This window comes from Bradyrhizobium sp. 195 (genome assembly GCF_023101665.1).
In the GTDB taxonomy this organism is placed as follows: domain Bacteria; phylum Pseudomonadota; class Alphaproteobacteria; order Rhizobiales; family Xanthobacteraceae; genus Bradyrhizobium.
The window spans coordinates 4857884-4884421 of sequence record NZ_CP082161.1 but is presented as its reverse complement, the minus strand read 5'-3'; the positions used below and the strand labels follow the sequence as shown (position 1 = coordinate 4884421).

Below are 26538 nucleotides of genomic sequence, written 5' to 3'. Positions count from 1 at the left end.
ATGCCGGATGTCAGGAATTCAAGAGATGTTACGCATTCGTGCGATCGGGAGCGCGGGCTTGCCCGTGCTTGTCGGACTGGTGTCCCCGATCGGTTCAGGCGCGCTCGCCCAGTCTGCCTCGGAAGCGCTCCCCGCGGTGACGGTCGAGGCGCCGCAGGTCGCCCGTCCCAAGCCAATCACCCGGCCATCGCGATCGCGCTCCGCTTCGGCGGCCCGTGCCGTGAGGCCGGTCGCGCGGAACGCGACCGATGGCGCCCATGGGCAGAACAACGCCGGGAGCGCCGGCGAAGCGCGGGCTAGCCTCAACCAGTCGCCGGCCGGCCAGACCGCGACCACCATCGACCGCAGCCAGTTCGACAATCGCCCGTCGTTTTCGGTCAGCGACGTCCTGCGGGACAGTCCGGGCATTTCGATCAAGCAGGGCAACGGTCCCCGGGACTTCGGCATCTCGATTCGCGGCTCCAACGCCCGCAACGGCTTCGCGATCCGCAATCTCGTGATCTTCGAGGACGGCTTCCCGGTGACACAGCCGGACGGTCTGTCGCGCAGCGACCTGATCGATCCCCATGCCTATGGTGCGATCGACGTGGTCCGCGGCCCTTCGTCGGCGCTCTACGGCAATTATGCGACCGGCGGCGCGCTCAATTTCCGGACGCGGCCGGGCGGCACGATCGACGGCGTCGAATATGGCGTCGACGGCGGCAGCTACGGCTATCTCAACAACTACCTCGCCGCCGGCAAGAAGGTCGGGAATTTCGAGGGCTCGCTGTTCGCGAGCGACACAAGGGGCGACGGCTACATCGGCAACAGCTGGTTCAATACCCAGACCGTCAACTTCCTCGGCACCCTCCAGGCGACGCCGGACGATCGCTTCACGGTCAAGATCATCAACAACGATCTCAGCGCGCGGCTGCCGATCCGGCAGTCGCTGAACCAGTTCTACACCAATCCGTTCCAGCGGGGGTGCTCGACCGGTGCAACGGCGGCCGCCGGATGTCCCACCGTGTCTCTCTTCAACAACGGCTTTAACGGCGGCAAGGACACCGAGACAGCGACGCAAGCAGGTCTCGGGCGAAACGATCGACGAACCATTGTCGGAGCACGATGGGAGCACGACTTCGATAACACGATGACTTGGCGGAACCAGTTCGTCTTCGACGACAGGAACATCAGCCAGCCCACCGGCGCGACCAGCGCGATCGGCGATTTCCCCTCGTACAACTACATGAGCGACATCACGAAGCGCGGCGAGATCTTCGGCATGGAGTCCACCACATTGGTTGGCGCCTGGTACAACACGCTCGTGGCCTCGAGCGACACGCGTAACGTCATGCCCGGCGGAAACGCCACGCTGGGACTGATCTCGGCCAACACCTACAGCGATACATCCAACTACGGGATACGGGCGAGGGAGGAGTTGAAGCTCACTCCCGACTTGACCGCGATCGCCGGAATTGGATGGGAAACCACCATTCTGAAGGGCGTCAATACCCTCTACAAATACAACACGATCAACGTTCCGGTCGTTACGATACCTACGCCCACCGCCGTCGACCGCAGGATTGAGAACACGGCTCCCGAATTGGCGCTGCTCTACAGGCTCAATCAGGAATGGCAGTTTCGCGGACGGGTCGCGACCGGTTACGGAACGCCGCAAGTGTCGAATCTGTTCGTTCTTCCGAACGGTGATTTCGGCAACAACACTCAGCTCAAGACGCAAACCAATGTCGGCTATGATCTCGGCTTTGATTGGACGCCAAGCAATGCGGTCAAGCTGAGTGCAACGGCATTCTACGAGTTCTTCCGGAATGAATTGGTCAGCCAGGCCGCCAGCAATCCCAGCGCGAGCAACACGACCTATATGTTCAACGCGCCGCGGTCGGAGCACCGCGGCATCGAGCTTGCCGCCGACTGGAAGTTCTATCCGGGCTGGCGGTTCATGGCGGCGTATACCTATCTCGATGAGGTCTACACCGAATATGTCGAGAACATCACCAATGGCGCCGTCTTCAGCTTCAACCGTGCGGGTAACAAGATTCCCGGTATCTCACCCAATGAGCTGACAGCCCGCATTGGCTACGACGAGTTCGCCGGACCGCTGGCTGGCCTCGGAGGCTTCGTCGAGGTCCAGTGGAAGGACTCCTTCTACATGGACAATGCGAATCTGCTGAAGGCGCCGGGCTATGAACTGGTCAATGTGAACGTCCACTACAAGACCGATCTGGTGTCCGACACTTTCAGGTCACTCAATCTGTTTTTCGAAGTCAGGAACGTATTCGATCGCACTTATGTTGCGTCGGCAAACAACATCGCAAATACGGTGACGGCGGCCGGCCTTCAAATTCCCGGGAGCACGCTCGCAAACACGACGGGATCGATCTATGCGGGCTCGCCGCGCCTGTTCGTTGCAGGTATGAAGGTGGCGTTCAAATGATCCGGGCTCTTGAAGGGAGTGGGGCCATGATCCGAACCGGCTTGCTCGGGATAGTCGCCTGCGTGTTCCTGCAAAGTGCGGCCCAGGGACAGATGCACGGCAAGCACGCGTCCGAAGCGGCCTGTGAGGAGCCGACGCTGCGCTGTGCGACCAAGGCGACGCCGGCCTTCGGCCCGGACGGAACGTTGTGGCTGGTCTGGATGGCGGGGGGGCAGGTCTCGGTCGCACGTTCGCAGGATGAAGGCCGCAGTTTTTCGGCGTCAACCCAGGTCACGACGAAGCGGCTGAATCTCGATTGGGGGCCGGATGCGCGGCCGAAGATCGTCATCGACCGCAAGGGCGGCATCGCGCTCGCGTTCTCGGCCTTCAGGGACGAGGCCTTCAACGGAGAGGTGCTCTACACGCGCTCGGCCGACGGGGGTAAGAGCTTCGCGGAGCTGAAGCCCATCACCGCAAACAACGAGAGCCAGCGGTTCGAGGCGCTGGCGCTTGATCAGGATGGAACGGTCTTTGCGGCCTGGGTCGACAAGCGCAATCGTGTCCCTGCCAAGGAGGCAGGACGCAAGTACGAGGGAGCGGGGCTGTTCTTTGCCGCCTCGCGCGATGGCGGCGCCACCTACGCGGAAGCCGCTCTTGCGCGTGAGGGCACCTGCGAGTGCTGCCGATTAGGGGTGACGTTCGCGGCGCCCGGGCGGCCGGCCGTGATCTTCAGAAACATCTTCGACGGCGGCGTGCGCGACCATGCGGTGATGACCTTCACCGATATGTCGACACCGGGCGAAATCCGTCGGGTCAGCGAAGACGACTGGCAGATCAATGCCTGCCCGCATCACGGGCCGAGTCTCACCGTTGCGCCGAACGGAACCTATCACGTCGCCTGGTACACGAACGGGAAGGCGCGAAAGGGATTGTTCTACTCCCACTCCCGCGACGAAGGACGGACCTTCTCTGCGCCGATGGCGCTGGGGCAGCCACGCCGCAACCCGACACGCCCCTACGTGCTTGCAGGCGCGAAGGGAACGGTGATCGCCTGGAAGGAGTTCGATGGCGAGAAGACCTCAGTCCACATCGAGACCTCCCGCGATGATGGCGAGACCTGGTCGCCGCCGAAGGCGATATCGAGCACGACCGACACCTCCGACCATCCCTTGCTCGTTTCCAACGGTGGGCAGATCTACCTGTCATGGATGACGAAGGCGGATGGCTATCGTCTTATCGCGATCGAGGACCAACCATGAGACGTCGACTTGCAGCTATTATTCTGGGTCTGGGTGTCCTGGTCGCATCGGCGTCGGCGCTTGGGGCGTCGCCCGGCCTCAAACCGTTCGAACGCGGCACTTGGCAAAGCGTACTGAGGGGGCATACCGGGCGTCCGACGCTCGTGCACTTCTGGGGCGTGACCTGCGGGCCCTGCAAGGTCGAGCTGCCGCTGCTCGGGCGGTTTGCAAAAGACCATCCAGAGATCGACGTCGTCACGATCAGCGCCGATCTCGTGCCGAACCTGCCGGCCGCCACGCAATCGATGCTCGACAAGGCGGGACTGTCGTCGACCGAGAACTTCGTCTTCAACGACGGCTTTGCCGAGCGCTTGCGGTTCGAGATTGACCCTGCCTGGCAAGGCGACATCCCCAGGACCATGCTCATCTCCCGGGAAGGGGCCATCACGACGATCGAAGGCTCCGCCGAAATTGCCGATCTCGAAAAATGGTCGGCGCAACAACGCTCCAAACGCTGAAGTTCAGTCTGCAAAGGGAATACCGTTATGAAGACAATGTTGAAAGACGTGCTGCTCGCTGCGTTCGCTGTTGCGCTCTGCGCAGCACCGGCGGTCGCGGACGACGTCAAGGCCGGCGATCTCGTGATCTCGCAGGCGTGGAGCCGCGCGACGCCGGGCGGCGCGAAGGTCGCCGGCGGCTATTTGACCATCGAGAACAAGGGGACGGCGGCAGACAAGCTGATCAGCGTGTCCACCGATATCGCGGGCAAGGCCGAGATTCACGAGATGGCCATGGACAATGGCGTCATGAAGATGCGCCCACTCGACAAGGGGCTCGCGATCGATCCCGGCAAGATGGTGAAGTTCGCGCCCGGTGGCAATCATTTGATGTTGCAGGAGCTGAAGGGCCCGTTCAAGCAGGGCGACAAGGTGCCGGTGACGCTGCAATTCGAGAGGGCCGGCAAAGTCGCCGTCTCCCTCGACGTCCAGGGCGTGGGTGCGCAGGCGCCTGGTGATGCCGGGCATTCAGGTCACATGGACATGAAGAAAATGCCGGACCATTCGGGAATGAAAATGAAATGAGACTGATCTGGGCTCTCGGGAGACCGAACATGAAGCGATCCTGCCTGTTCCTGACTGCCGCGCTCGCCGCCTCGCCGGCGGCGGCGCATGTCTCGCTCGAGACCAAGCAAGCAACGGTCGGCGCGTCGTACAAGGCTGTTTTCACCGTGCCGCACGGCTGCGCGGGCTCGCCGACGGTGAAGATCCGCGTCCAGATCCCGGAAGGGGTGATCGCGGTGAAGCCGATGCCGAAGGCGGGCTGGAACGTCGACGTCGTCGAGGGCAAATATGCCGGCGAATATGACTATCACGGCAACAAGCTCTCCTCCGGCGTCAAGGAGGTGGTGTGGTCCGGCGGCAAGCTGCCGGACAAGAATTATGACGAGTTCGTCCTTAGCACGTTCCTTACCGACGCCCTGAAGGCGAACACGATTCTGTACTTCCCCGTCGTTCAGGAATGCGAGGCAGGCGTCAGCCGCTGGATCGAAATTCCGGCGGCGGGGGCAGGGCATTCACATGAGGGCAAGTCCGAGGGCAAGGCGCCGGCGCCGGGCGTGAAATTGTTGCCAAAGCCCTGATGCGCCTTCTCGCCGCGCTTGCGACGCTGCTCCTCGCTGCCGGCCTCGCGAGCGCCGCGTGGGCGCACGCCGCGCTGGTCTCGGTCGAGCCGGCGAGCGGCAGCATGCTCAAGACCGCGCCCAAGGCGGTGGAGTTGCGCTTCAACGAGACGGTGACGCCCGGCGCGATCCGGCTGATCGACGCTGCGGGCAGGGCGCGGAACGATACCCGTGTCAGCGCATCGGGCGAGACGATTTCGGTCGCGATGCCGGCGGACCTGCCTGAGGGGACTGCGGTCGTCAGCTATCGTGTGATCTCGCAGGACGGCCATCCCGTCACGGGATCGGTGACCTTCTCGATCGGCATGCCGACGGCGACGAAGCCTCCGGCTGCCGCGGATAACAGGTTGGACGTGCTGATCTGGCTGGCGCGGATCGGGCTTTATGTCGGGCTGTTCGTCGGAATCGGCGGCGTGTTCTTCGCGCGCTGGGTTGCGTGGTCGATGATCGGCATGGCCGTTCCGCGCCTGGCGCTCGCGATCGGCCTTCCGAGTGCGGTGGTCTCCGTTGGCGTATTGGGCCTCGATCTCCTCGGGCTGCCTCCGACTGCTCTTGCGACGGCCAGTCCCTGGAAGGTCGCATTTGCGACCAGCGCAGGCCCTGCCTTGATCGTTGCCCTCGCAGCCACGCTGTTCGCATGGATGGCGCTGCACAGCGCATGGTACGCGCGCGCTTTTGCGATGATCGCATTCATCGGTGTCGGTCTGTCGCTCGCCATGACCGGGCACGCCGCAACGGCGCCGCCGGAGGCGCTGACACGGCCGGCGGTCTTTCTCCATGGCCTCGGTGTTGCCTTGTGGATCGGCGCTCTCGCGCCGCTGGTCGCGCTGGTGTCGAAGCCGACGACGGCGACACTCCCGATCGTGAACCGCTTTTCCCGCATTGCTGCGCTCGCGGTCGGCGTGTTGGCCTTGACCGGCCTCGCACTCGCGATCGTGCAGCTCGAAAAGCCGGGAGCGCTGGTCGCGACCCGTTACGGGCTGATCCTCTCGATCAAGCTCGTCCTGGTCACGGGATTGCTGGCGCTGGCCGCGCTCAATCGGTTCCGGCTGACTCCGGCTCTGGCCCGGAACGAGACAGGGACGCCCGCCCTCAAGCGCTCGATCCTGCTCGAATGCGCCATCGCTCTCGCCATTCTCGCCGTGGTCGCCGGCTGGCGCTTTACGCCGCCGCCGCGGACCATCGTTCCGGAGACGCCTTTGGCGATCCACATCCACAGCGACAAGGCGATGTTCCAGGTCCTGGTCTCTCCGGGCAAGGCGGGGCTCGACGATTTCGTGCTCCAGCTCATGACCGGCGAGGGGACACCGTTGGCGGCCAAGGAGGCGACGTTGACGCTGAGCCTGCCCGAGCGCGGCATCGAGCCGATGGAGCGGAAGGCCTCGCTAGGGGCGGACGGCTACTGGCATGTGCGCAAGGTGGAGCTTCCCTTTGCCGGCCGCTGGCATGTGCGAATTGACGCGCTGGTGACCGACTTCGAGCAAATCACGCTCGAAGATGAACTCGACGTCACGTTGCCGTAAGGCACAGCTTAAGCAGAACCTGAAGTCCGACGGAAAAATGACAGGAATTCCGTTGCCTTAGCGGCTTTTCCTCATTCCCGGTCTTGTGTTTTCGCTCTCAATCCGGTTTCACTGCAGGCGATCACTGATTCCCAGAGTATTGCCATGCGGTTGTCGCGGTTCTTTCTGCCCATCCTGAAGGAAAATCCGAAAGAGGCGGAGATCGTCTCGCATCGGCTGATGCTGCGCGCGGGCATGATCCGGCAGGAGGCGGCCGGCATTTATGCCTGGCTGCCGCTCGGCTTCCGCGTGCTGAAGAAGATTGAGCAGATCGTGCGCGAGGAGCAGGATCGCTCCGGCGCGCTGGAACTGTTGATGCCGACCCTGCAGCTTGCCGACCTCTGGCGCGAGAGCGGCCGCTACGACGCCTATGGTCCGGAGATGCTGCGCATCGCCGACCGCCACAAGCGCGAGCTGTTGTACGGGCCGACTAACGAGGAAATGATCACCGAGATCTTCCGGGCCTATGTGAAGTCCTACAAGAACCTGCCGTTGAATCTCTATCATATTCAATGGAAATTCCGCGACGAGCAGCGTCCGCGTTTCGGCGTGATGCGCGGCCGCGAGTTCCTGATGAAGGACGCCTATTCCTTCGACCTCAACGAGGCCGCGGCGCGTGTTGCCTACAACAAGATGTTCGTGGCTTACCTGCGCACCTTCGCGCGCATGGGGCTGAAGGCGATCCCGATGCGGGCCGAGACGGGCCCGATCGGCGGCGACCTCAGCCACGAGTTCATCGTGCTGGCCGAAACCGGAGAATCCGGCGTCTTCATCAATCGCGACGTGCTGGACCTGCCGGTGCCCGGCGAGGACGTCGATTATGAGAGCGACCTGACGCCGATCATCAAGCAGTGGACCTCGGTCTACGCCGCCACCGAAGACGTCCACGATGCCGCGCGCTTCGAGCAGGAAGTGCCCGTGGACAAGCGGGTGAACACCCGCGGCATCGAGGTCGGGCAGATCTTCTATTTCGGCACCAAATATTCGGACGCGATGAAGGCCCTGGTTGCGGGTCCCGACGGCGTCGACGTGCCGATCCATGGCGGTTCCTACGGCGTCGGCGTCTCGCGCCTGCTCGGCGCCATCATCGAGGCCTGCCATGACGATGCCGGCATCAAATGGCCGGAGGCGGTGGCTCCGTTCCGCGTGTCGATCCTCAACCTCAAGCAGGGCGATGCTGCCGTCGATGCGGCCTGCGAGAAGCTCTATGCCGAGCTCACCGCCAAGAGCGTTGACGTGCTCTACGACGACACCGACCAACGCGCCGGCGCCAAGTTTGCCGCCGCCGACCTCATCGGTATCCCCTGGCAGATCATGATCGGGCCGAAGGGGCTCGCCGACGGCAAGGTCGAGATCAAGCGGCGCAGTGACGGCTCCCGCGAGACCATGTCGCCTGCCGACGCGGTCGCAAGACTTGTGGGCTGATAAGGCTGGTCGGCTGAATATTGTTCATCGCGCGAGATCGCGGCCGCCAATCCGGCCACATTTGACCCCGAATCATGGGATTATCGAGCGATGGATGAGACCATGACCGAAACCGTGCAGACCGCGCCTTTTGCGCCATTCGAGTGGATGCTGTCGGGGCGCTATTTGCGGGCGCGCCGCAAGGAGGGATTCATCTCGGTCATCGCCGGGTTCTCCTTTCTCGGCATCATGCTGGGCGTGGCGACGCTGATCATCGTCATGGCCGTCATGAACGGCTTCCGCAAAGAGCTGCTCGACAAGATCCTGGGGCTGAACGGCCACATCCTGGTCCAGCCGCTGGAATCGCCGCTGACCGACTGGAAGGACGTCGCCGACCGCCTCAGCCAGGTCCAGGGCATCCGGCTCGCCGCGCCCGTGGTCGATGGTCAGGCGCTGGCGTCATCGCCGTGGAACGCCTCTGGCGTGCTGGTGCGCGGCATTCGCTCCGACGACCTCAACAACCTCACCTCGATCGCCAAGAACATCAAGCAGGGCTCGCTCGAGGGCTTCGACGACGGGCAGGGTGTTGCGATCGGCCGGCGCCTCGCCGACCAGCTCTCGCTGCATGCCGGCGACAGCATCACGCTGGTGGCGCCGAAGGGCGCGGTCACGCCGATGGGCACGACGCCGCGCATCAAGCCGTACAAGATCGCCGCGGTGTTCGAAATCGGCATGTCCGAATACGATCTCGGCTTCGTGTTCATGCCGCTCGCCGAAGCGCAGGCCTATTTCAACCGCAGCAACGACGTCACCTCGATCGAGGTGTTCACCACCAACCCCGACAAGATCGACGCCTTCCGCAAGGCGGTGACGGAGGCCGCGGGCCGTCCGGTCTTCCTGGTCGATTGGCGGCAGCGCAACTCGACCTTCTTCAACGCGCTCCAGGTCGAGCGCAACGTGATGTTCCTGATCCTGACCATGATCGTGCTGGTCGCGGCGCTGAACATCGTGTCCGGCCTGATCATGCTAGTGAAGGACAAGGGCAGCGACATCGCGATCCTGCGCACGATGGGCGCCTCGCAAGGATCGATCATGCGGATCTTCCTGATCACGGGCGCCTCGATCGGCGTGGTCGGCACGATGGTCGGCTTCTTCGTCGGCCTCGTGATCTGCCTCAACATCGAATCGATCAGGCAATTCCTGTCCTGGCTGACCAGCACAGAGCTGTTCTCGCCGGAACTCTATTTCCTGTCGAAACTGCCCGCCGAGATCGACGTCGGCGAGACCACGGCCGTCGTCATCATGGCGCTGACGCTGTCGTTCCTGGCGACGCTGTATCCGTCGTGGCGCGCCGCGCGCCTCGATCCCGTCGAAGCGCTCCGGTACGAGTGAGGGGCTGATGGAGCAGCAGCAGGGGGCTGAAGATGTACCGGTCATTTATCTCCACGAGATAAAGCGGCAGTACTTGCAGGGCGAGGTGCCGCTGACGATCCTCGACGGCGCCAAGCTCGCGCTCTGGGCCGGCCAATCGGTCGCGCTGGTCGCGCCGTCGGGCTCGGGCAAATCGACGCTGTTGCACATCGCGGGGCTGCTCGAAGCGCCGGATTCCGGCGAGGTCTATGTCTCGGGCGCGCCGACCTCGCAGCTGCCCGACATCGAGCGCACGCAGCTGCGCCGTACCGATATCGGCTTCGTCTACCAGTCGCACCGGCTGCTGCCGGAGTTCTCTGCGCTAGAGAACGTCATGATGCCGCAGATGATCCGCGGCCTCAAGAAGTCCGAGAGCGTCAAGCGCGCCAAGGAGATCCTTGGCTATCTCGGTCTCGGCGACCGCATCACCCATCGCCCCGCCGAGTTGTCTGGCGGCGAGCAGCAGCGCGTCGCAATCGCGCGCGCGGTTGCCAATGCGCCGCGCGTGCTGTTTGCGGACGAGCCGACCGGCAATCTCGATCCGCACACCGCCGATCACGTCTTCCAGGCGCTGATGCAGCTGGTCAAGGCAACCAAGGTCTCGATGCTGATTGCGACTCACAACATGGAGCTCGCCGGCCGCATGGACCGGCGCGTCTCACTGTCGAACGGCCAGGTGGTCGAGCTCGAATAGAAACGCGAAAACAACCCCATGCACAGTAGCCAAGTGCCTGGTCGGACTGACGAAAAACAAGGCGACGGCGCTCCGTCGCCGCCCGAATGCTCAGGGCCTGATCACCGTCATTTTGAACGGTCCGCCGTTGGCGGCGGCATGAGCGATGGCTTCGTTGGCATGGTCGAGGTCGAAAGCCGTGGCCTCGTACTCGTCGAGCCGCAGCAGACCCGCGCGGACCAGCGCGATCAGGCGGCTCGCGGCGTCCGGCGGATACATCCAGACGCCATGAATGCTGATGCAGTTGCGCATGATCCAGGGGTAGGGCAGCTCGAGCCCCGGGCCGCCCGCCATACCGACGCCGCCCATCAGCACGACGCGGCCATAGGGGCGCACCGTCATGACCGCCGCCCGCACGACGTTGGTGCCGACCGAAGGCGGCATGATGTCGAACACGCAATCGACCGGGCCTGATGCGGCGCGCTTCATGCTTTCGCGGTCGTCGTCCTCATTGCCGGTGAGTTTCACCGGCTTCACGCGGGCGCCGAAGCGGCGGACGAGGTCGGCCAGGATCTCCTCGTTGCGGCCGGGCGCGACCACGCAGGCCGCGCCCATCGCCAGCGCGACCGAGACGGCGGCGCTGCCGAAATTGCCGGTTGCCCCGCTCACCAGCACGCTCTCGCCTGGTCGCAGTTTCGCGGCGAGGAAGCCGCCATAGGGCACCATCAATGTCCCAAGGGCACACCATTGCGTCGCTTGCTGCGATGTGATCGCGCCGAGGGGTTTGACGTTCTCGGTCGGCACGCGCATCTGCTCGGCAAACGAGCCGTGGCGAAAATGCTGTTGCAGGCGCATGCCGCCGGGGCCGGCAGCGGTCAGTCCTTGCAGGGCGATGTCGGGCGCGACGGCGTCGTCGCGCGAACGCACCGTCGGATCGCAGAACACCCAGTCGCCGACGGCCAATTTGGTCGCGTCCGGGCCGATCGCACGCACGCGGCCGATGCCGCCGGGGCCGGGGATGATCGGCAGGTCGAGCGCGTAGTTGCGCGTCCCGTCGAAGACCTCGTTCATGTAGGACAGCACGCGGGTGGCGACGATATCGACGATGACCTCGCCGGTGCCGAGCACCGGGGCGGGGGCATTCTCGATCGCCAGCGGCGAGCCGAAGGATTTGAGCACGGCAGCTTTCATGATGTTCACCTCAAGATCGGGTGAAGCCGATATGCACCGCCTTGGAGGGGACAAGAAGGCCTGGTATTATCCTAGTATTCCAGGAGCCCTCCATCGCGGGAGCGACAGCAATGGCCGACCCACGGCGCGTCGAATTCGGCGATTTTCTCAGGTCCCGCCGCGAAAAGCTGTCGCCGAAGATCGTGGGCCTTCCGGCGGGCCGCCGGCGGCGCACCGCAGGCTTGCGGCGTGAGGAGGTCGCGCAGCTCGCCGGCATCGGCGTCGACTGGTACGTCCGCCTCGAGCAGGGCCGCACCGTCAGCCCGTCCGTCACCACCATCGACGCGCTGGCCCGCGCGCTCCGTCTTACCAAGACCGAGCACGCGCATCTGAAGGCGCTGGCCCGTGACGGCGCGAGGGCCGCCTTCGTGCCCGAGATCGTGCCGCCGCCCATCCGGCGGATGATCGAAAGCCTGAAGCAGCCGGCCTACATCACCGGGCGACGTTGGGACGTGCTGGCCTGGAACGCGGCGGCCGAGGAGATCTTTGGATTCGGCCAGTTGCCGGAGCAGGATCGCAATACGCTGCTGCTGGTGTTGACGAACAAGCAGACGCGAAAATTCTACGGCGCGGGCTGGACGGACGTGGCCAAGAGCATGGTCGCGATGTTTCGCGCCACCCACGATGTCTGGGCCGGCGATCCCGCCTTCTCGGAACTGCTGACGCGGTTGCGCCAGGGCAGTTCGGAATTCGTCAAATGGTGGGAAGCTCACGATATCCGCAGCACCATGTCCGGCCTCAAGACCATGAACCATCCGACCAGGGGCGTGCTGAATTTCGAGCACACCAGCTTCCAGGCCAATGACGATCCTGCGCTGAAGCTCGTGATTTACACGCCGCTCGACGGCGGAGACTGACGGACCGGGCTCGCTTCGGCTTCGGAAGGGGTGATTGGCAAGCCGGCCCATCGCTTGCCGCGTGCTTACGGCGCGGGCGCGGCCGAAGGCGCTGCGCTGACGTTCGGCAAGGAACCTGCTGCTGTCCAGGGAGTGGCCGTCCAGGGTGTCGGCTGCAGAGCATTCGCTGGCCAGGGTTTTGCCGGGCGTGCCGCCGCCGAGCTGCACGACGTCCCGAGCTGAATCCACAGCGAAGTCAAACCGGACATGTCGATGTTGAAGCTTGTGACCTCAGCCTTTCCCTCTGATTCCGGCGTGGTTTCCCGGACCTGCAGGGAGTGCGAGGCAAGCACCGCCTTGACCATGTCGGGATCGACGGCGCCGCTCCAGACCTCGTACTTTCCGAGCCGCACCGGAGGTCCTCCCGCTTCCTTGCTCAGGTCGGCGCTGGCGGCCATCAGGATCGATTTCTTGCCGGTGGCGGATGCGTCGATCTCGCTTGCGAACATCAGCGGGACGCGCTTCTTGTTTTCGCAATACAGGCGCCATTCCATGGTCCGGAACGAGGCGTCGCTCTCCTTCTTCACCGCGGCGACCTTGCTGATGAACGGTCGTGCTCCCTTCTCCAGCCGCCACATCGTCTCGGCCAGCGGCCGCGTGTCTACTCCGAACCGATAGAGCTCGGGCCGCGTCAGCACGTGCAGGCTTTCGAACTTCACGGTGCGGATCAGCGCATCGAGCTCGCCGCTGATTCCCATCGCCGCAATGTACGCGGCGCGGTCGCGGTCTGCGCCGGCGATCCGGCGCCGCCGCGCCTCTGCGACCACCTCCGGAGGTGGATTGCCGCGAAAGTGGAGGATCAGCCTGGAGTTATGGACCGCCAGCGCGGCATCGGGCGCAACCTCGCGAGAGGTCGCCCCGAAAAACAGGTAACCGCAGGCCGAGTTGCACATCGCATGGTAGGTGGTGAGGTCGGCCTCGACCTCGCCGGTCGCATTCTTGATCTTCAGGCATGCGGCGTCCTCCTGCGCGCCTGCGGCGCACGCCGTCGCGATCGTTCGGCCAACCCGCGCGACCGCCTTGCGGCTGCGCAGCAGCCGGCCGATCACATAGGACTGCTCCACGTTTCCGCCGGGCGAATGAAAGTAGATCGGCCGCTGCGTGTCCTTGACGCCGGCGAGGAAGCGGCGAAGGCGGGACGCTGCGTCCTGGTCGATTTGGCCTTCGATCGCGATCCAGCGGTCGCAACCCGGCCCGCACGCGTCGGGGGCGCCCTTGGCGAGATAGATCGTCAGCTTGGACGAAAATCCGGCTTTCTCGGCCGGCGGTCCTTCTGCGCGCAACGCGCCGGGAAACAGGCAGGCCAGGAGAAACAGGACTCGGACGAGCATGAACTGTCAGACCACGAGGTGCATACCAACAGCGACGCTATACGACGATCGGCGCCGTCACAACTTGCGGTGGCGTCTCGGGCCGCGTTTATTTTGCGACATCCCGCGCCGGTTCGAGCAACACGAGCTACCAGGCCGACGATAATCCCCGACTGAAGTTCGTGATTGCACGCCGCTGTAGGGCAGCCTCAGTTCGCTCTCACCAGTGTCGGAGGCGGGGAGTGGAGCAACCCGGCGTATGACGTGCGCCGGCGGAACCTTAACGCCTTCATGAAGTTATCGGACGCGCGGGTGCCGATTTCTCGCTGGCGTCGTCGTCGGCTCGAAGCGGACATCACGTCGCAAGCTTGCTTTGAAACGCTATTTGGTGAAACGAGCAAACTGTCGGGGGGAGTCAGATGACAACGGCGGCCGGGGAGAACTCGACCGATCGCAATGCCGTCTTGGCCGCACTTGGCGACTACATCCGAGAGATCGCTAACCCCGACCATCTTGCCTATGCTGCGGCAGAGTTGCTCGGCCGCAGTTTGAAGGTGAGCCGGGCAGGCTATGGCACGGTCGATATTTCGGCCGAGACCATCACCATCGTTCGCGACTGGAACGCGCCCGGAATCTCCAGCCTGGCGGGGGTGCTGCGCTTCCGGGACTACGGCAGCTACATCGAAGATCTGAAGCGCGGCGACACCGTCGTCTGTGCGGATGCGGAAAAAGATCCTCGTGTCGGCGACCGCGCCGGGGCTCTCGAGGCCATCTCCGCGCGCGCGCTCGTCAACATGCCGATCTCGGAGCCCGACGGGGTCGTGGCGCTGCTGTATCTCAACAACGCCGCGCCCCGCGAATGGAGCCTCGAAGAGCTGGAGCTCATCCGCGACGTCGCCGAGCGCACGCGCACTGCGGTCGAGCGTCGCCGTGCAGAGACGGCCGTGCGGGAGAACGAGGCCCGGCTGCTCTTCCTGGACGCCCTGAACAAGGAGACGGCCAAGACGCGCGATGCCGATGGCGTGATGGCGGTGACGACCAGGATGCTTGGCGAGCATCTCGGTGTTTCCAATTGTGCCTATGCTGACATGGATCCCGATCAGGACGGCTTCACCATTCGCGGCGATTGGGCCGCGCCCGGCGCGATGCATATCCTTGGCCACTACAGCCTCGCTGATTTCGGCACGAAGGCGGTGCGAGAGCTCGGTGCCGGCAGGCCACTCATCATCAACGACAATCTGAAGGAGATTGCACCCGAGGAAGCTGCCACGTTCCAGAACATCGGGATCGGTTCGACGATTTGCATGCCTTTGGTCAAGGAAGGGCAGCTCACCGCCTTGATGGCGATCCATCACCGCGGCCCGCATCGGTGGACGTCGCGCGAGCTCGCCCTGCTCACCGAGGTGACCGAGCGATCTTGGGCGCATATCGAGCGCGTTCGCTCCGAACAGGCTGCCCGGGAAGCAGCCGAGCGGCTGGTGCTCGCGAACAAGGCGGCCGGCATCGGCACCTGGGACTACGATCCGGTCAACGACGTTCTGCGATGGGACAGCCGCTGCAAGGAGGTGTTCGGTCTCTCGCCGGACGCCGAGGTCAGCTATGAAGCGTCGTTCCTGCGGGGCATTCATCCCGACGACAGGCAGCGCGCTCACGAAGCCGTATCAGCAGCGCTAAATTCCAATGCACCGACGGGTTACAACATCGAATACCGAACCGTCGGGATCGAGGATGGTGTCGAGCGCTGGGTTGCCGCGACTGGTGAAGCCATCTTTGCCGACGGCCAGGCCGTTCGATTCATCGGGACGGTCCTGGACATCACCGCGCAAAAGAAAACCGAGCGTCACCTCAGACTACTGAACGACACAGGTGCGTCGGTCGCCCGTGAACGCGACCTCGAGAAAATCGTGCAGACCGTGACGGATGCCGGCGTCGAGCTGACGGGTGCCCAATTTGGAGCTTTCTTCTACAACGTTCTGACGGCGGACGGCGGCAGCTACATGCTCTATTCGTTGTCCGGCGTGCCGCGATCCGCCTTCGAGAACTTTCCGATGCCCCGCAATACTGCCGTGTTCGGGCCGACCTTCGAGGGCACAGGCGTAGTGAGGTCCGACGACATCCTGCAGGATCCGCGCTATGGCAAGAACGCACCGCGGAAGGGCATGCCCGAGGGCCATCTACCGGTCCGATCCTATCTGGCGGTCCCTGTGATCTCGCGGACCGGCGAGGTGCTCGGGGGGCTTTTCTTCGGTCATGCCGAGACAGGTAAATTCCAGCCCGAGCATGAGGCCGCGTTGCTCGGAATTGCCGGCCATGCTGCCACCGCGATCGACAACGCCCGGCTTCTGACCCGGCTCGAGGCGCTCAACGCCGAGCTGGAGCAGCGTGTCGCAGATGAGATCGCCGAGCGCATGAAGGCCGAGGAGCAATTGCGACAATCCCAGAAGATGGAAGCCGTGGGTCAGTTGACCGGAGGCATCGCCCACGACTTCAACAATATGCTGGCCGTGATTCTCGGCAGCTTGAATCTCGCCAAGCGGCGGCTCGGCAAGGGAGAGGTCAACATCGACCGCTTCATCGAGGGCGCCATCGACGGAGCAAACCGGGCTGCCACCTTGACGCAAAGGTTGCTCGCGTTCTCTCGCCAACAACCCTTGGCGCCCGAAGTCGTAGACCTCAACAAGATGGTCGGAGGGATGAGCGAGCTGCTGGAGCGATCGCTCGGCGAGCTTGTCCGCCTCGAAACGGTCCTTGCGGACGGCCTCTGGCGCGTCAGGGCGGATCCGGCCCAGTTGGAAAGCGCGATCATCAACCTCGCGGTGAATGCGCGCGATGCGATGCCGAAGGGCGGCAGGCTGACGATAGAAACCAGCAACGTCTCGATCGACCGGAAATTCGCCCGCGAATACGCATTGTCGCCGGGACAGTATCTTCTCATTGCCGTGACGGACAACGGCATTGGAATTCCAGCCGACGTGCTGGGAAAGGTATTCGATCCGTTTTTTACGACCAAGGTCGTGGGCAAGGGCACCGGTCTCGGCCTCAGTCAGGTCTACGGCTTCGTCCGGCAGTCGGGCGGTCATGTCAAAATCTACTCGGAAGTCGACGTCGGCACGACCGTGAAGATCTATCTTCCGCGTTTCGCGGGCGAGACGGCTGCCTCGACTCCGTCGCAAGGCGTGACACATCCCAGTGCAAGCCTTCGCGGCGAGACCATCCTCGTCGTCGAGGACGACGAGCGGGTCCGCAGCATCTCATCCGAAAGCCTGCGCGAGCTTGGCTATACGGTGATCGAGGCCGCGAGCGCCAAGGAAGCGATCAGGACGATCGAAAGTGGTTTCGTTCCGGATCTGCTGTTTACCGACGTCGTCATGCCCGACATGACCGGCGCTGAACTTGCGACCGAACTGTCGAAGCGACACCGGGATCTGAAAGTGCTGTTCACCACCGGATATACGCGCAACGCGATCGTTCACAACGGCATGCTCGATGCCGGCAAGCATCTGCTTTCCAAGCCCTTCGCGATCGAAGACCTGGCCGCCAAGGTTCGCAATCTGCTCGACGAGGGTTGAAGACGTTTCGGGCGAGGAGAACTCTGCGGTTTGCAAGCCGGCTTCGCAAGCGCTATGCCAGCGCTTTCGGAAGAGCATGGCATGACGATCTCGGATGACGACGACCTCACGCGCCTGAAAGAGATCGGGCGTATCGTCGCCAATACGCTGGAGGCGATGGGGAAGGCGCTTGAGCCGGGCATGACCACCTCCGAACTCGACCTGATCGGGCGAAAGCTCCTGGAGGGCGCCGGAGCGCGTTCGGCCCCGGAGCTCGCCTACGATTTTCCCGGGGCGACTTGCATCAGCGTGAACGAGGAGATCGCTCACGGCATTCCTGGCGAGCGGCGGATCGCGCGCGGCGACCTCGTGAACATCGACGTGTCAGCCGAGAAGAACGGCTTGTTTGCCGATACGGGCGCCTCGTTCGCCGTTCTGCCCGCAACGCGCGCTGTCGAACGTCTTTGCAGGGATGGCCGGCGCGCGATGTGGACGGGCCTGCAGCAGGTCGGAGCCGGCAAACCGATTGCCGGCATCGGTCAAGCCATCGGGACGTTTGCGCGCAAGAACGGTTACAGCCTGGTCCGCAATCTCGCCAGTCATGGCGTCGGCCTGTCGCTCCACGAGGAGCCGACCGAGATCGCAACATGGCCCGACCGCTCCGAGCGCCGCCTCATGAACGAGGGCCTGGTGTTCACCGTCGAGCCATTCCTGTCTCTTGGCGCCGAGTGGGCAGAGGATGGCGATGATCCGTGGACGCTCTATAGCAGCCCCGCGGCACCGACCGTCCAGTACGAGCACACCGTGATCGCCACGCGAAACGGACCTTTGATCGTGACGCTGGCTGGTTAAGGTCATCGAGGCCGGAGTCGAATCACGATGGGCGGTTGATGATCTTGAGGAGCCGGTCGCAGGACACCTCGATCCTCCTGAGCGGAGACGTTGCGATACCCAGCAACAGTCCTGGGCGCGCCGAAGCCTTCGACGCATACCAGAGCGACAGCGGCGTAGGCGCCAGCCCAAGCGGTGCTGCTTCCCGGGCGATGGCAAGATCGGATGCCCGGTCCGGCAATCGCAGCACCGCCGCCAATCCGGCAATCGCAACGTTTGCGGTGCGTGGGCGAAGGTATTTCAGCAACGCATCGCCTTGCGCGGCGTAGGTGCGCTTCGTGCGTCGCAGATGCCTGAGATAATGGCCGTCGCGCATGAAATCGGCCGTGGCGAGCTGCACCGCGGGCCCGGGTGCCGGCGCGAGGCACGCCGCAGTCTCGGCGAATCGCGACGCCAGAGCGGCGGGTACCACGACAAAGCCGAGCCGCAAGGCAGGGGTTATGGTCTTGCTGAAGGAGCCGATGTGAATAACCCGGCCCGCGCGATCGAGCGAGGCGAGCGCCGGCGTGGCCCGGCCCTTAAGTTGAAGTTCGCTCAGATAATCATCCTCGATCACCCATGCCTTGCTTTGGGCCGCCCAGTCGAGCAGGCGCGCGCGCCGTGCCAGTGACAGTGTGGATCCGAGCGGCGCTTGCTGCCCTGGGGTCACGACAACCAGCGCCGCGTCGGGTGCATGTTGCAGCCCGAAATCGACATCAATGCCATCATCGTCAACCGGGATCGGCACGATCGACAATCCCGCAAGCCCGAGCCCGTGCCGGGTGAAGGGAAAGCCGGGATCCTCGATCCAGACCTTCTGCTTTTGCTCGATGCCGAGGACACGGAGCGTCAGGCCGAGGCCGCCGCTGAAGCCGCTGGTGATGATGATCTGGGACGGCGTGCACTCGATCCCGCGCGCCAGCGCAAGGTAGGCCGCGATCTCATCTCGCAAGTCCGGCTCGCCGCGCGGATCGGGGTAAATCGTAGGAGCGCTCATTTCGACACGAACCGCCCGCGACCGCATTCGCGCGAGCAGCGTCGCAGGAAAGGTCTCCTGTGAAGGCACGCCCATCTGGAAGATCGCCGGGCCCGCCGTGAGCTCCTGGTACATTTCCATGAATGAGCCGGGGGCGGGGGCCTTGTCCCGCCGCACGGGGAGGCGCGGCCGGTCCGCGACATGCGTGCCTGTCGCGCGGGCTGCGACAATCAGTTGGGCGGATGCGAGCTTTTCATAGGCTGAGCGTACGGTGCCGCGCGCAACGCCAAGCTGGGCGGCCAGATCCTGCCATGAAGGCAGGCGTGCGCCCGGTGCGAGCACGCCGCTTTCGATGGCGGCCCTGATCCCTTTGTGGATCTGCTCTGCCAGCGGTGCCTTCGCGGACCGATCGAGCTCCAGCCGCAGCGGTTTGGTCATGGTTCTTGGTACATGATTTTCGTGCGTTCTTGGTTCTTTTTTATGAACCAGAGCGAGGGCATTTGAGAGAGGAAGGGGGAGTGCTTGTCCCCTCGATCATCAAGGAGAATGCAGATGAGTGAACGCCTCAACTACAACCACATCGCACCGGCAGGCGCGAAGGCGCTCGGCGGCGTCTATGGCTACGTCATGCAGAGCGGACTTTCCGCGACGCTGGTGACCCTCGCTTACCTGCGCATCTCGCAGATCAACAATTGCGCCTACTGCCTCGACATGCACACCCGCGATCTGCTCAAGAGCGGGGTGAAGATCGAAAAGCTCGCGCTGGTCCAGGCATGGGCTGAGGCCGGCGATCTCTTCGACGAACGCGAGCGCGCGGCGCTCGCATGGGCCGAGACGGTGACTCGCGTCGCCGAGACGGGCGTGCCGGATGAGGCGTATCAGGCTGCCCGCGCGGTCTTCGGTGAGCGTGAACTTGTCGATCTCACGATCGCCATCAGCCTGATGAATGCGTACAATCGTATGTCGATCAGCTTCCGAAATATGCCGCAGGCCGCGCTCGAGAAGGCGGCCTGACGGATCGTGCGGCATCAGCCGAAACGCAAAGCAGGAGCTTGAAAATGACGAGCGTGATTTCCGGCGTCAAAATTCCCGACAGCCAACTGGCGCGAGAGGCCACTGAATTGGTGCGCAGCTACGAAGACGACATGCTGTTCAATCATTCCGTCCGCGTCTACGTGTTCGGCGCGATGAAGGGGCTGCGTCAGAAACTGAAATTCGATTCCGAGCTGCTCTATGTCGCGGCGCTGTTCCACGACCTCGGCTTGGTCGATCATTATCACACGCAGACAAAGCGATTTGAGGTCGACGGAGCCGACGCTGCGCGTGAGTTTCTCCGGACGCGCGGTATCGCCGAGCCGCAGGCCGATCTGGTCTGGGAAGCAATCGCGCTGCACACCACGCCCGGCATTCCACAATATATGAGGCCGGAGATCGCTCTCACCAACGCAGGCGTTTTGGTGGACGTCGTCGGCGTTGGATATGACGACTACACACCGGAGCAGCGGGACCAGGTGATATCAGCGTTTCCGCGTGGCGACTTCAAGAACGAATTCCTCAAGGTGCAGACCTGTTCGGCCCTGAAGAAGCCGCAGACGACGTTCGGGACGGTCAATTTCGACTACATCGAAGATCACGATCCGAGTTTCCGCAAGCCGAACGCGTGCACGCGCATCCGCAATACGCCTTGGCAAAGCTGAGGGACGCGAAGGCAATAGTTGGGGAATCATTCGGTGTCAGCTGCACCGCGTCTGGAGCGACGAGAGGGCGGCGGTTTCCTCTGCGAGAAATACGGATTCACCACGCAACTCGCCGAACGTCCGACGGCGAGATATCTGCACTGTTCGAGCGAGCCGTAGCGGCAGTCGAAATAGCCGACGGGGCCGTAGATCTGCATGCACACGGGATAGCTCGGATCATAGGTCTGCGCGCGTGCAGATCCGCCCGCGAGGAGCAGACCGATCACGACGAGTGCGAGGCGAGGGCGGTGCATCTCAGCGCGGCAGGTAGTAGCCGGGTGAATAACCCGGCGTCTGCGCGCGCGGACGATTCTGGTAGGCGTAGGGGTCGTCGCTCTGTCCGGCGAAGAAGGGATTCGCGATGCAGGTCAGCGCGCGACCCGATGCGCTTGCCTGACACTGCGCGTAGGTGTCGAACCTGCAATTGCTCAGACCCGGCCATTCATCGCCGGTGAGGCAAAATGGATGGTGCGTGCCGAACGCGCGCGCCGGTGTGCTTGCGCTCGACGAGAGTGCAAATGTGGCGAGTGCGAGCGAAAATGTGGCCACAATGGGGAGGGCAACTCGTCTAGGCATCTTCAATTCTCCATCACGCGAACGTGCGAGCGACGTTGTTACGCGTGCATGCAATTTATCTCGTGTTGCCGACATTGGAACTACAGAAAACACTTGTTTCAAAGGGTTTCCAGCCCGCGTTGATAAATCTTCATTCATGAAGCGCGGGCCTTTGGTGCGAACTGTGGCGTCGAGGTTACAGCAATTCCGTTGTTCGCTGTTATGACCACTGCGCGGCCAGGGGGCCTAACGACGAAACTGGAACGGGACTCAAATGAAGAAGAATTTGTTGCTTGCTGCTGTGAGCCTTGTCGCGCTGAGCGCGACTGCGCCGGCGCTGGCTGCTGATCTCGCGGCACGGCCCTACACCAAGGCGCCAGCGATGGTCGCCGCGATCTACGACTGGAGCGGCTTCTACATCGGTATCAACGGCGGCGGCGGTTCGGCCGATACCTCGTGGAACCTCGTCGGCTTCGGCCCCGAAGGCTCCCACAATTCCACTGGCGGCACGGTCGGTGGTCAGGTCGGTTACCGCTTGCAGTCCGGCCAGTTCGTGTTCGGCGTCGAAGGCCAGGGCAACTGGGCCGACTTCTCGGGCGACAACATCAGCGGCATCACCGGCTTCCGGAACCGCACGCGTGTCGACTCGTTCGGTCTGATCACCGGCCAGGTTGGCTATGCCTGGAACAACGTCCTGCTCTACGCGAAGGGCGGTGCGGCCGTCGTCAGCAACAAGTACGACGTTTACAGCGCTGTCACGGGTGCGAACCTCGACCGGGCCGATGAGACCCGTTGGGGTGGCACGGTCGGCGCGGGCCTGGAGTTTGGCTTTGCTCCGAACTGGTCGGTCGGCGTCGAGTACAATCACATCTTCCTCGGCGACCACGACGTCACCTTTGCCAGTGGCGCTGTCGAGCGCGTCAAGCAGGACGTGGACATGGGCCTCGTTCGCCTGAACTACAAGTTCGGCGGCCCGATCCTCGGCCGTTACTGATATCAATCGCTCTCTTCGGGCGTTTGTCGAAAGCCCCGGCCTTGCGCCGGGGCTTTTTTTATTGTGCGGATTCAACGAGTTAACCATTCGATTGCGGGATGGTTGAGGTGGCTTGACTCCTGAGAACGAAATGAGAACAATGTTCTTCATACGTTCTAGCAAGGGAGCGAGATCATGTTCAAGATTTTCGTGGAAGAAGCTGCAGCCCTGGCGTCCATCACGCTGTTCGTAGGGATGATCGCCATCTGGGCCCAGGTCATACCGCAGCTCTGATTCCGCAGCTCCAGGGCGGCGGCTTGTGAACCGGTGCTCCTCTTGTCGGTGGCCCCTTGGGGAAAAGCGGGACGACGCGGCGAATCGGCCGCTCCGGCGTGGACTCTGGAGCAGTGACACCTCACCATTGTGAGGCGAGTCGGCCGGGCGAGGGCATGATGCCTTGAAGAGCCGGCGACCGCTCCATCTCATCTGCAAGAGGCCGTCACGCGACCATGCCGAGCGCCGGATTTGTTCACCTTCACGTTCACTCGGCCTATTCGCTGCTCAAGGGCTCGATCAAGATCGCCAAGCTCGCCGAGCTTGCCAAGAAGGATCACCAGCCGGCCCTGGCACTGACCGACACCGACAATCTGTTCGGTGCGCTGGAGTTCTCCGACAAGATGGCGGGCTCCGGCATCCAGCCGATCGTCGGCTGCGAGCTGGCGATCGATTTCGGTGACCAGGATCCGAACGCGCGCAACGCGATGGGGCCCTCGCGCGTGGTGCTGCTGGCGGCGCAGGAGCGCGGCTATCGCAGCCTGATGCGGCTGAACTCGCGCGCGTTCCTCGAATCGCCAGACAGCCATGCTCCGTTCGTCAGGCTCGACTGGTTCGACGGCGAGACCGAAGGACTGATCGCGCTGACGGGCGGACCGGACGGGCCGATCTCGCTGGCGCTTGCCGGCGGTCACGCCGAACTTGCCGCACTGCGCTGCGAGCGTCTGGCCGGCCTGTTCGGCGACCGCCTCTACATCGAATTGCAGCGCCACAACACCGACAAGGAGCGGCGTGTCGAAAGCGGCCTGATCGACATGGCCTACGCCAAGGGATTGCCGCTGGTTGCGACCAACGAGCCGTATTTCGCCTCGACCGACGATTACGAAGCGCATGATGCACTGCTCTGCATCGCCGGCGGGCGGCTGATCGCGGAGACCGAGCGCGAGCAGCTCACGCCCGATCACCGTTTCAAGACCCGCGCCGAGATGGCGGTGCTGTTCGCCGACATTCCGGAGGCGCTGGCCTCGACGGTGGAGATTGCCGAGCGCTGCTCGTTCCGGCCGATGACGCGCAAGCCGATCCTGCCGTTCTTCACCGTCGGCGCCGCGCAGAGCTCGGACGCCGCGGCGGTCGAGTCGGCGGAATTGAAGCGCCAGGCGGAGGCGGGGCTTGCCAACCGTCTCAGCGTCCACGGCCTGTCGCAGGGCACCACGGAAGAGGACTACAACAAGCGCCTGGCGTTCGAGCTCGACGTCATCATGCGCATGAAATACGCGGGCTACTTCCTGATCGTGTCCGACTTCATCAAATGGGCGAAGGGCCAAGGGATTCCGGTCGGGCCGGGCCGCGGCTCCGGCGCAGGCTCGCTGGTCGCCTGGGCGCTGACCATCACCGACCTCGATCCGATCAAGTTCGGCCTGCTGTTCGAGCGCTTCCTCAATCCCGAACGCGTCTCGATGCCGGACTTCGACATCGACTTCTGCCAGGACCGCCGCGGCGAGGTGATCAGCTACGTGCAGCAGCGCTACGGCCGCGACCAGGTCGCGCAGATCATCACCTTCGGTACGCTGCAGGCGCGCGGTGTGCTGCGCGACGTCGGCCGCGTCCTGCAAATGCCTTACGGGCAGGTCGACAAACTCACAAAACTCGTGCCGCAGAATCCGGCCGCGCCGGTGACGCTCGCCGCGGCGATCGAGAGCGAGCCAAAGCTCCAGGCGTTTCGCGACGAAGACCCGGTGGTCGCGCGCGCCTTCGACATCGCCCAGCGCCTGGAAGGCCTGACGCGCCATGCCTCGACCCATGCGGCCGGCATCGTCATCGGCGATCGGCCCCTGAGCGAGCTCGTGCCGCTCTACCGCGATCCCAAATCCGACATGCCGGTGACCCAGTTCAACATGAAGTGGGTCGAGCCGGCCGGCCTCGTCAAGTTCGACTTCCTCGGCCTGAAGACGCTGACCGTGCTCGACGTCGCGTGCAAGCTGCTCAAGCCGCGCAACATCGACGTCGATCTTGCGACGCTGCCGATCGACGATGCCGAGAGCTACCAGATGCTGGCGCGCGGCGAGGTGGTCGGCGTGTTCCAGGTTGAAAGCCAGGGCATGCGGCGCGCGCTGGTCGACATGCGCCCGGACCGGTTCGAGGACATCATCGCGCTGGTCGCGCTGTATCGCCCGGGCCCGATGGCGAACATCCCGACCTATTGTGCGCGCAAGCACGGCGACGAGGAGCCGGAATATCTGCATCCCGTGCTGGAGCCGATCCTGAAAGAGACCTTCGGCGTCATCATCTACCAGGAACAGGTGATGCAGATCGCGCAGGTGATGTCGGGCTATTCGCTCGGCGACGCCGACCTCCTGCGCCGCGCCATGGGCAAGAAGATCCGCGCCGAGATGGACAAGCAGCGCGACATCTTCGTCGCGGGCGCGGTGAAGAACGGCGTGCCGAAGGCACAGGCCGAGACCATCTTCGAGCTGCTCGCCAAGTTCGCCGACTACGGCTTCAACAAGAGCCACGCGGCGGCCTATGCGCTGGTGTCCTACCACACCGCCTACATGAAGGCGCATTATCCGGTGGAGTTCATCGCGGCGTCGATGACGCTCGATCTCAACAACACCGACAAGCTCTCTGAATTCCGCTCGGAGGCGCAGCGCCTCGGCATCAAGGTCGAGCCGCCGAACGTCAACCGCTCCGGCGCGACCTTCGAGGTCGGCGAAAAGACGATCTACTACGCGCTCGCAGCGCTCAAGGGCGTCGGCATCCAGGCGATTGAGCAGATCATCGAGGAGCGCACCAAGCGGGGATTGTTCACCTCGCTCGCCGACTTTGCCGCGCGGGTCAATCCGCGCGCGATCAACAAGCGCATCATCGAAAGTCTCGCCGCCGCCGGCGCCTTCGACACGCTGGAGCCGAACCGCGCCCGCGTCTTCGCCGGCGCGGACTCGATCCTCGCCGCCTGCCAGCGCGCGCATCAGGCCGAGACCATCGGCCAGAACGACATGTTCGGGATGTCGGCGGATGCACCGACCATCATGCTGCCGCAGATCGAGCCGTGGCTGCCGGCCGAAAAGCTGCGCCGCGAATATGATGCGATCGGATTCTTCCTGTCGGGACATCCGCTCGACGATTACGCCACAGTGCTGAAGCGCCTGCGGGTGCAGAGCTGGGCCGAATTCTCGCGCGCCGTGAAGACCGGCGCCACCGCCGGCAAGGTCGCGGCCACCGTGGTGTCGCGCATGGAACGGCGCACCAAGACCGGCAACAAGATGGGCATCATGGGCCTGTCTGATCCGACCGGCCATTTCGAGGCGGTGCTGTTCTCCGAAGGCCTCGCGCAATATCGCGATGTGCTGGAGCCGGGCGCCGCCGTGCTGCTGCAGCTCGGGGCCGAGCTCCAGGGCGAGGACGTGCGCGCCCGCGTGCTGCATGCGGAGCCGCTGGATGATGCCGCCGCCAAGACGCAGAAGGGGCTGCGCATCTTTGTGCGCGACACCAAGCCGCTGGAGTCGATTGCCAAGCGGTTGGCCAGCCCCGACATGGCCGCATCGAATGGCGCCGCGCCAAAGATCGGCAGTCCGGGCATCGCACCACGCTCGAACGGCGATGGCGAGGTCTCACTGGTGATGATGCTCGACCTCGAGACCGAAGTCGAGATGAAGCTGCCCGGCCGCTTCAAGGTCTCGCCGCAGATCGCCGGCGCGATCAAGGCGGTCGCGGGCGTGGTGGACGTGCAGCAGCTATGATCGCGCGCCGCGGACGCACCCCCGTGAAGGCCGCGGGTTCGGGCGGCAGATGT

The 26538-nt window shown here is 63.8% G+C and carries 21 protein-coding genes; 16 read left to right on the top strand and 5 right to left on the bottom strand.

Annotated features, from left to right (window positions below; all coding sequences use genetic code 11):
- Positions 1-25 precede the first annotated feature (25 nt).
- The 9 genes from IVB26_RS22615 (at position 26) to IVB26_RS22575 (ending at position 10399) form a co-directional block, all read left to right on the top strand.
- On the top strand, positions 26-2434 hold the full coding sequence (locus IVB26_RS22615; protein ID WP_247967483.1) for a TonB-dependent receptor family protein: 2409 nt from the start codon (positions 26-28) through the stop codon (positions 2432-2434).
- A gap of 26 nt (positions 2435-2460) precedes the next feature.
- Positions 2461-3672 carry a sialidase family protein gene (locus tag IVB26_RS22610; RefSeq protein WP_247967482.1) on the top strand — a complete coding sequence of 404 codons (1212 nt, stop codon included), beginning with the start codon at positions 2461-2463 and terminating at the stop codon, positions 3670-3672.
- Positions 3669-4169 (top strand): TlpA disulfide reductase family protein, encoded by a 501-nt coding sequence (locus IVB26_RS22605; protein WP_247973250.1) that lies wholly within the window; start codon positions 3669-3671, stop codon positions 4167-4169. Before IVB26_RS22610 ends, IVB26_RS22605 begins: the two co-directional genes overlap by 4 nt.
- A gap of 27 nt (positions 4170-4196) precedes the next feature.
- Complete coding sequence (locus tag IVB26_RS22600) at positions 4197-4733, top strand: copper chaperone PCu(A)C (protein ID WP_247967481.1); 537 nt, start codon at positions 4197-4199, stop codon at positions 4731-4733.
- A gap of 29 nt (positions 4734-4762) precedes the next feature.
- Positions 4763-5290, top strand: a complete 528-nt coding sequence (locus IVB26_RS22595) for a YcnI family copper-binding membrane protein (RefSeq protein ID WP_247967480.1) — start codon at positions 4763-4765, stop codon at positions 5288-5290.
- Complete coding sequence (locus IVB26_RS22590) at positions 5290-6852, top strand: copper resistance CopC/CopD family protein (protein ID WP_247967479.1); 1563 nt, start codon at positions 5290-5292, stop codon at positions 6850-6852. Before IVB26_RS22595 ends, IVB26_RS22590 begins: the two co-directional genes overlap by 1 nt.
- A gap of 144 nt (positions 6853-6996) precedes the next feature.
- Positions 6997-8316, top strand: coding sequence for a proline--tRNA ligase (gene proS / locus IVB26_RS22585; RefSeq protein ID WP_247967478.1), 1320 nt, complete (start codon positions 6997-6999; stop codon positions 8314-8316).
- A 90-nt stretch (positions 8317-8406) separates the two neighbouring features.
- On the top strand, positions 8407-9687 hold the full coding sequence (locus IVB26_RS22580; RefSeq protein WP_247527002.1) for a lipoprotein-releasing ABC transporter permease subunit: 1281 nt from the start codon (positions 8407-8409) through the stop codon (positions 9685-9687).
- Positions 9688-9694: 7 nt separating this feature from the next.
- Positions 9695-10399 (top strand): ABC transporter ATP-binding protein, encoded by a 705-nt coding sequence (locus tag IVB26_RS22575; protein WP_018320184.1) that lies wholly within the window; start codon positions 9695-9697, stop codon positions 10397-10399.
- A gap of 90 nt (positions 10400-10489) precedes the next feature.
- Here IVB26_RS22575 and IVB26_RS22570 read toward each other — a convergent pair whose 3' ends face one another.
- Entirely contained in the window at positions 10490-11569 is a 1080-nt protein-coding gene (locus IVB26_RS22570) for a zinc-binding dehydrogenase (protein WP_247967477.1), read from the bottom strand.
- Between the two features lie 110 nt (positions 11570-11679).
- Between IVB26_RS22570 and IVB26_RS22565 the strand changes: the two genes are divergently transcribed.
- Entirely contained in the window at positions 11680-12465 is a 786-nt protein-coding gene (locus IVB26_RS22565; RefSeq protein WP_247967476.1) for a helix-turn-helix transcriptional regulator, read from the top strand.
- Positions 12466-12530: 65 nt separating this feature from the next.
- Here the strand turns inward: IVB26_RS22565 and IVB26_RS22560 are convergent, their stop codons facing one another.
- The gene (locus tag IVB26_RS22560; RefSeq protein ID WP_247967475.1) at positions 12531-13835 is read right to left on the bottom strand and encodes a COG3904 family protein; all 1305 of its coding nucleotides are present in this window, start codon (positions 13833-13835) and stop codon (positions 12531-12533) included.
- A 398-nt stretch (positions 13836-14233) separates the two neighbouring features.
- Between IVB26_RS22560 and IVB26_RS22555 the strand changes: the two genes are divergently transcribed.
- Complete coding sequence (locus IVB26_RS22555) at positions 14234-17383, top strand: GAF domain-containing protein (protein WP_247967474.1); 3150 nt, start codon at positions 14234-14236, stop codon at positions 17381-17383.
- A gap of 81 nt (positions 17384-17464) precedes the next feature.
- Positions 17465-18214 carry a type I methionyl aminopeptidase gene (map, locus tag IVB26_RS22550; protein ID WP_247967473.1) on the top strand — a complete coding sequence of 250 codons (750 nt, stop codon included), beginning with the start codon at positions 17465-17467 and terminating at the stop codon, positions 18212-18214.
- A gap of 22 nt (positions 18215-18236) precedes the next feature.
- On the opposite strand, the gene pdxR is transcribed toward map, so the two are convergent.
- A complete protein-coding gene (gene pdxR, locus IVB26_RS22545) occupies positions 18237-19646 on the bottom strand; it encodes a MocR-like pyridoxine biosynthesis transcription factor PdxR (RefSeq protein ID WP_247967472.1) in 1410 nt (469 codons plus the stop codon).
- 114 nt (positions 19647-19760) lie between these two features.
- Here pdxR and IVB26_RS22540 point away from each other — a divergent pair, with 114 nt between their 5' ends.
- The gene (locus IVB26_RS22540) at positions 19761-20222 is read left to right on the top strand and encodes a carboxymuconolactone decarboxylase family protein (protein ID WP_247967471.1); all 462 of its coding nucleotides are present in this window, start codon (positions 19761-19763) and stop codon (positions 20220-20222) included.
- A 44-nt stretch (positions 20223-20266) separates the two neighbouring features.
- Complete coding sequence (locus tag IVB26_RS22535) at positions 20267-20905, top strand: HD domain-containing protein (protein ID WP_247967470.1); 639 nt, start codon at positions 20267-20269, stop codon at positions 20903-20905.
- Positions 20906-20931: 26 nt separating this feature from the next.
- Here the strand turns inward: IVB26_RS22535 and IVB26_RS22530 are convergent, their stop codons facing one another.
- Both IVB26_RS22530 and IVB26_RS22525 read right to left on the bottom strand, forming a co-directional pair.
- Positions 20932-21198, bottom strand: a complete 267-nt coding sequence (locus IVB26_RS22530; protein ID WP_247967469.1) for a DUF3551 domain-containing protein — start codon at positions 21196-21198, stop codon at positions 20932-20934.
- 1 nt (position 21199) lies between these two features.
- Positions 21200-21520, bottom strand: coding sequence for a DUF3551 domain-containing protein (locus tag IVB26_RS22525; protein ID WP_247973249.1), 321 nt, complete (start codon positions 21518-21520; stop codon positions 21200-21202).
- Between the two features lie 253 nt (positions 21521-21773).
- On the opposite strand from IVB26_RS22525, the gene IVB26_RS22520 reads away from it, so the two are divergent.
- Positions 21774-22493 carry an outer membrane protein gene (locus IVB26_RS22520; protein ID WP_247967468.1) on the top strand — a complete coding sequence of 240 codons (720 nt, stop codon included), beginning with the start codon at positions 21774-21776 and terminating at the stop codon, positions 22491-22493.
- Positions 22494-22981: 488 nt separating this feature from the next.
- On the top strand, positions 22982-26485 hold the full coding sequence (gene dnaE, locus IVB26_RS22515; protein ID WP_247967467.1) for a DNA polymerase III subunit alpha: 3504 nt from the start codon (positions 22982-22984) through the stop codon (positions 26483-26485).
- The last annotated feature ends 53 nt before the right edge of the window (positions 26486-26538 follow it).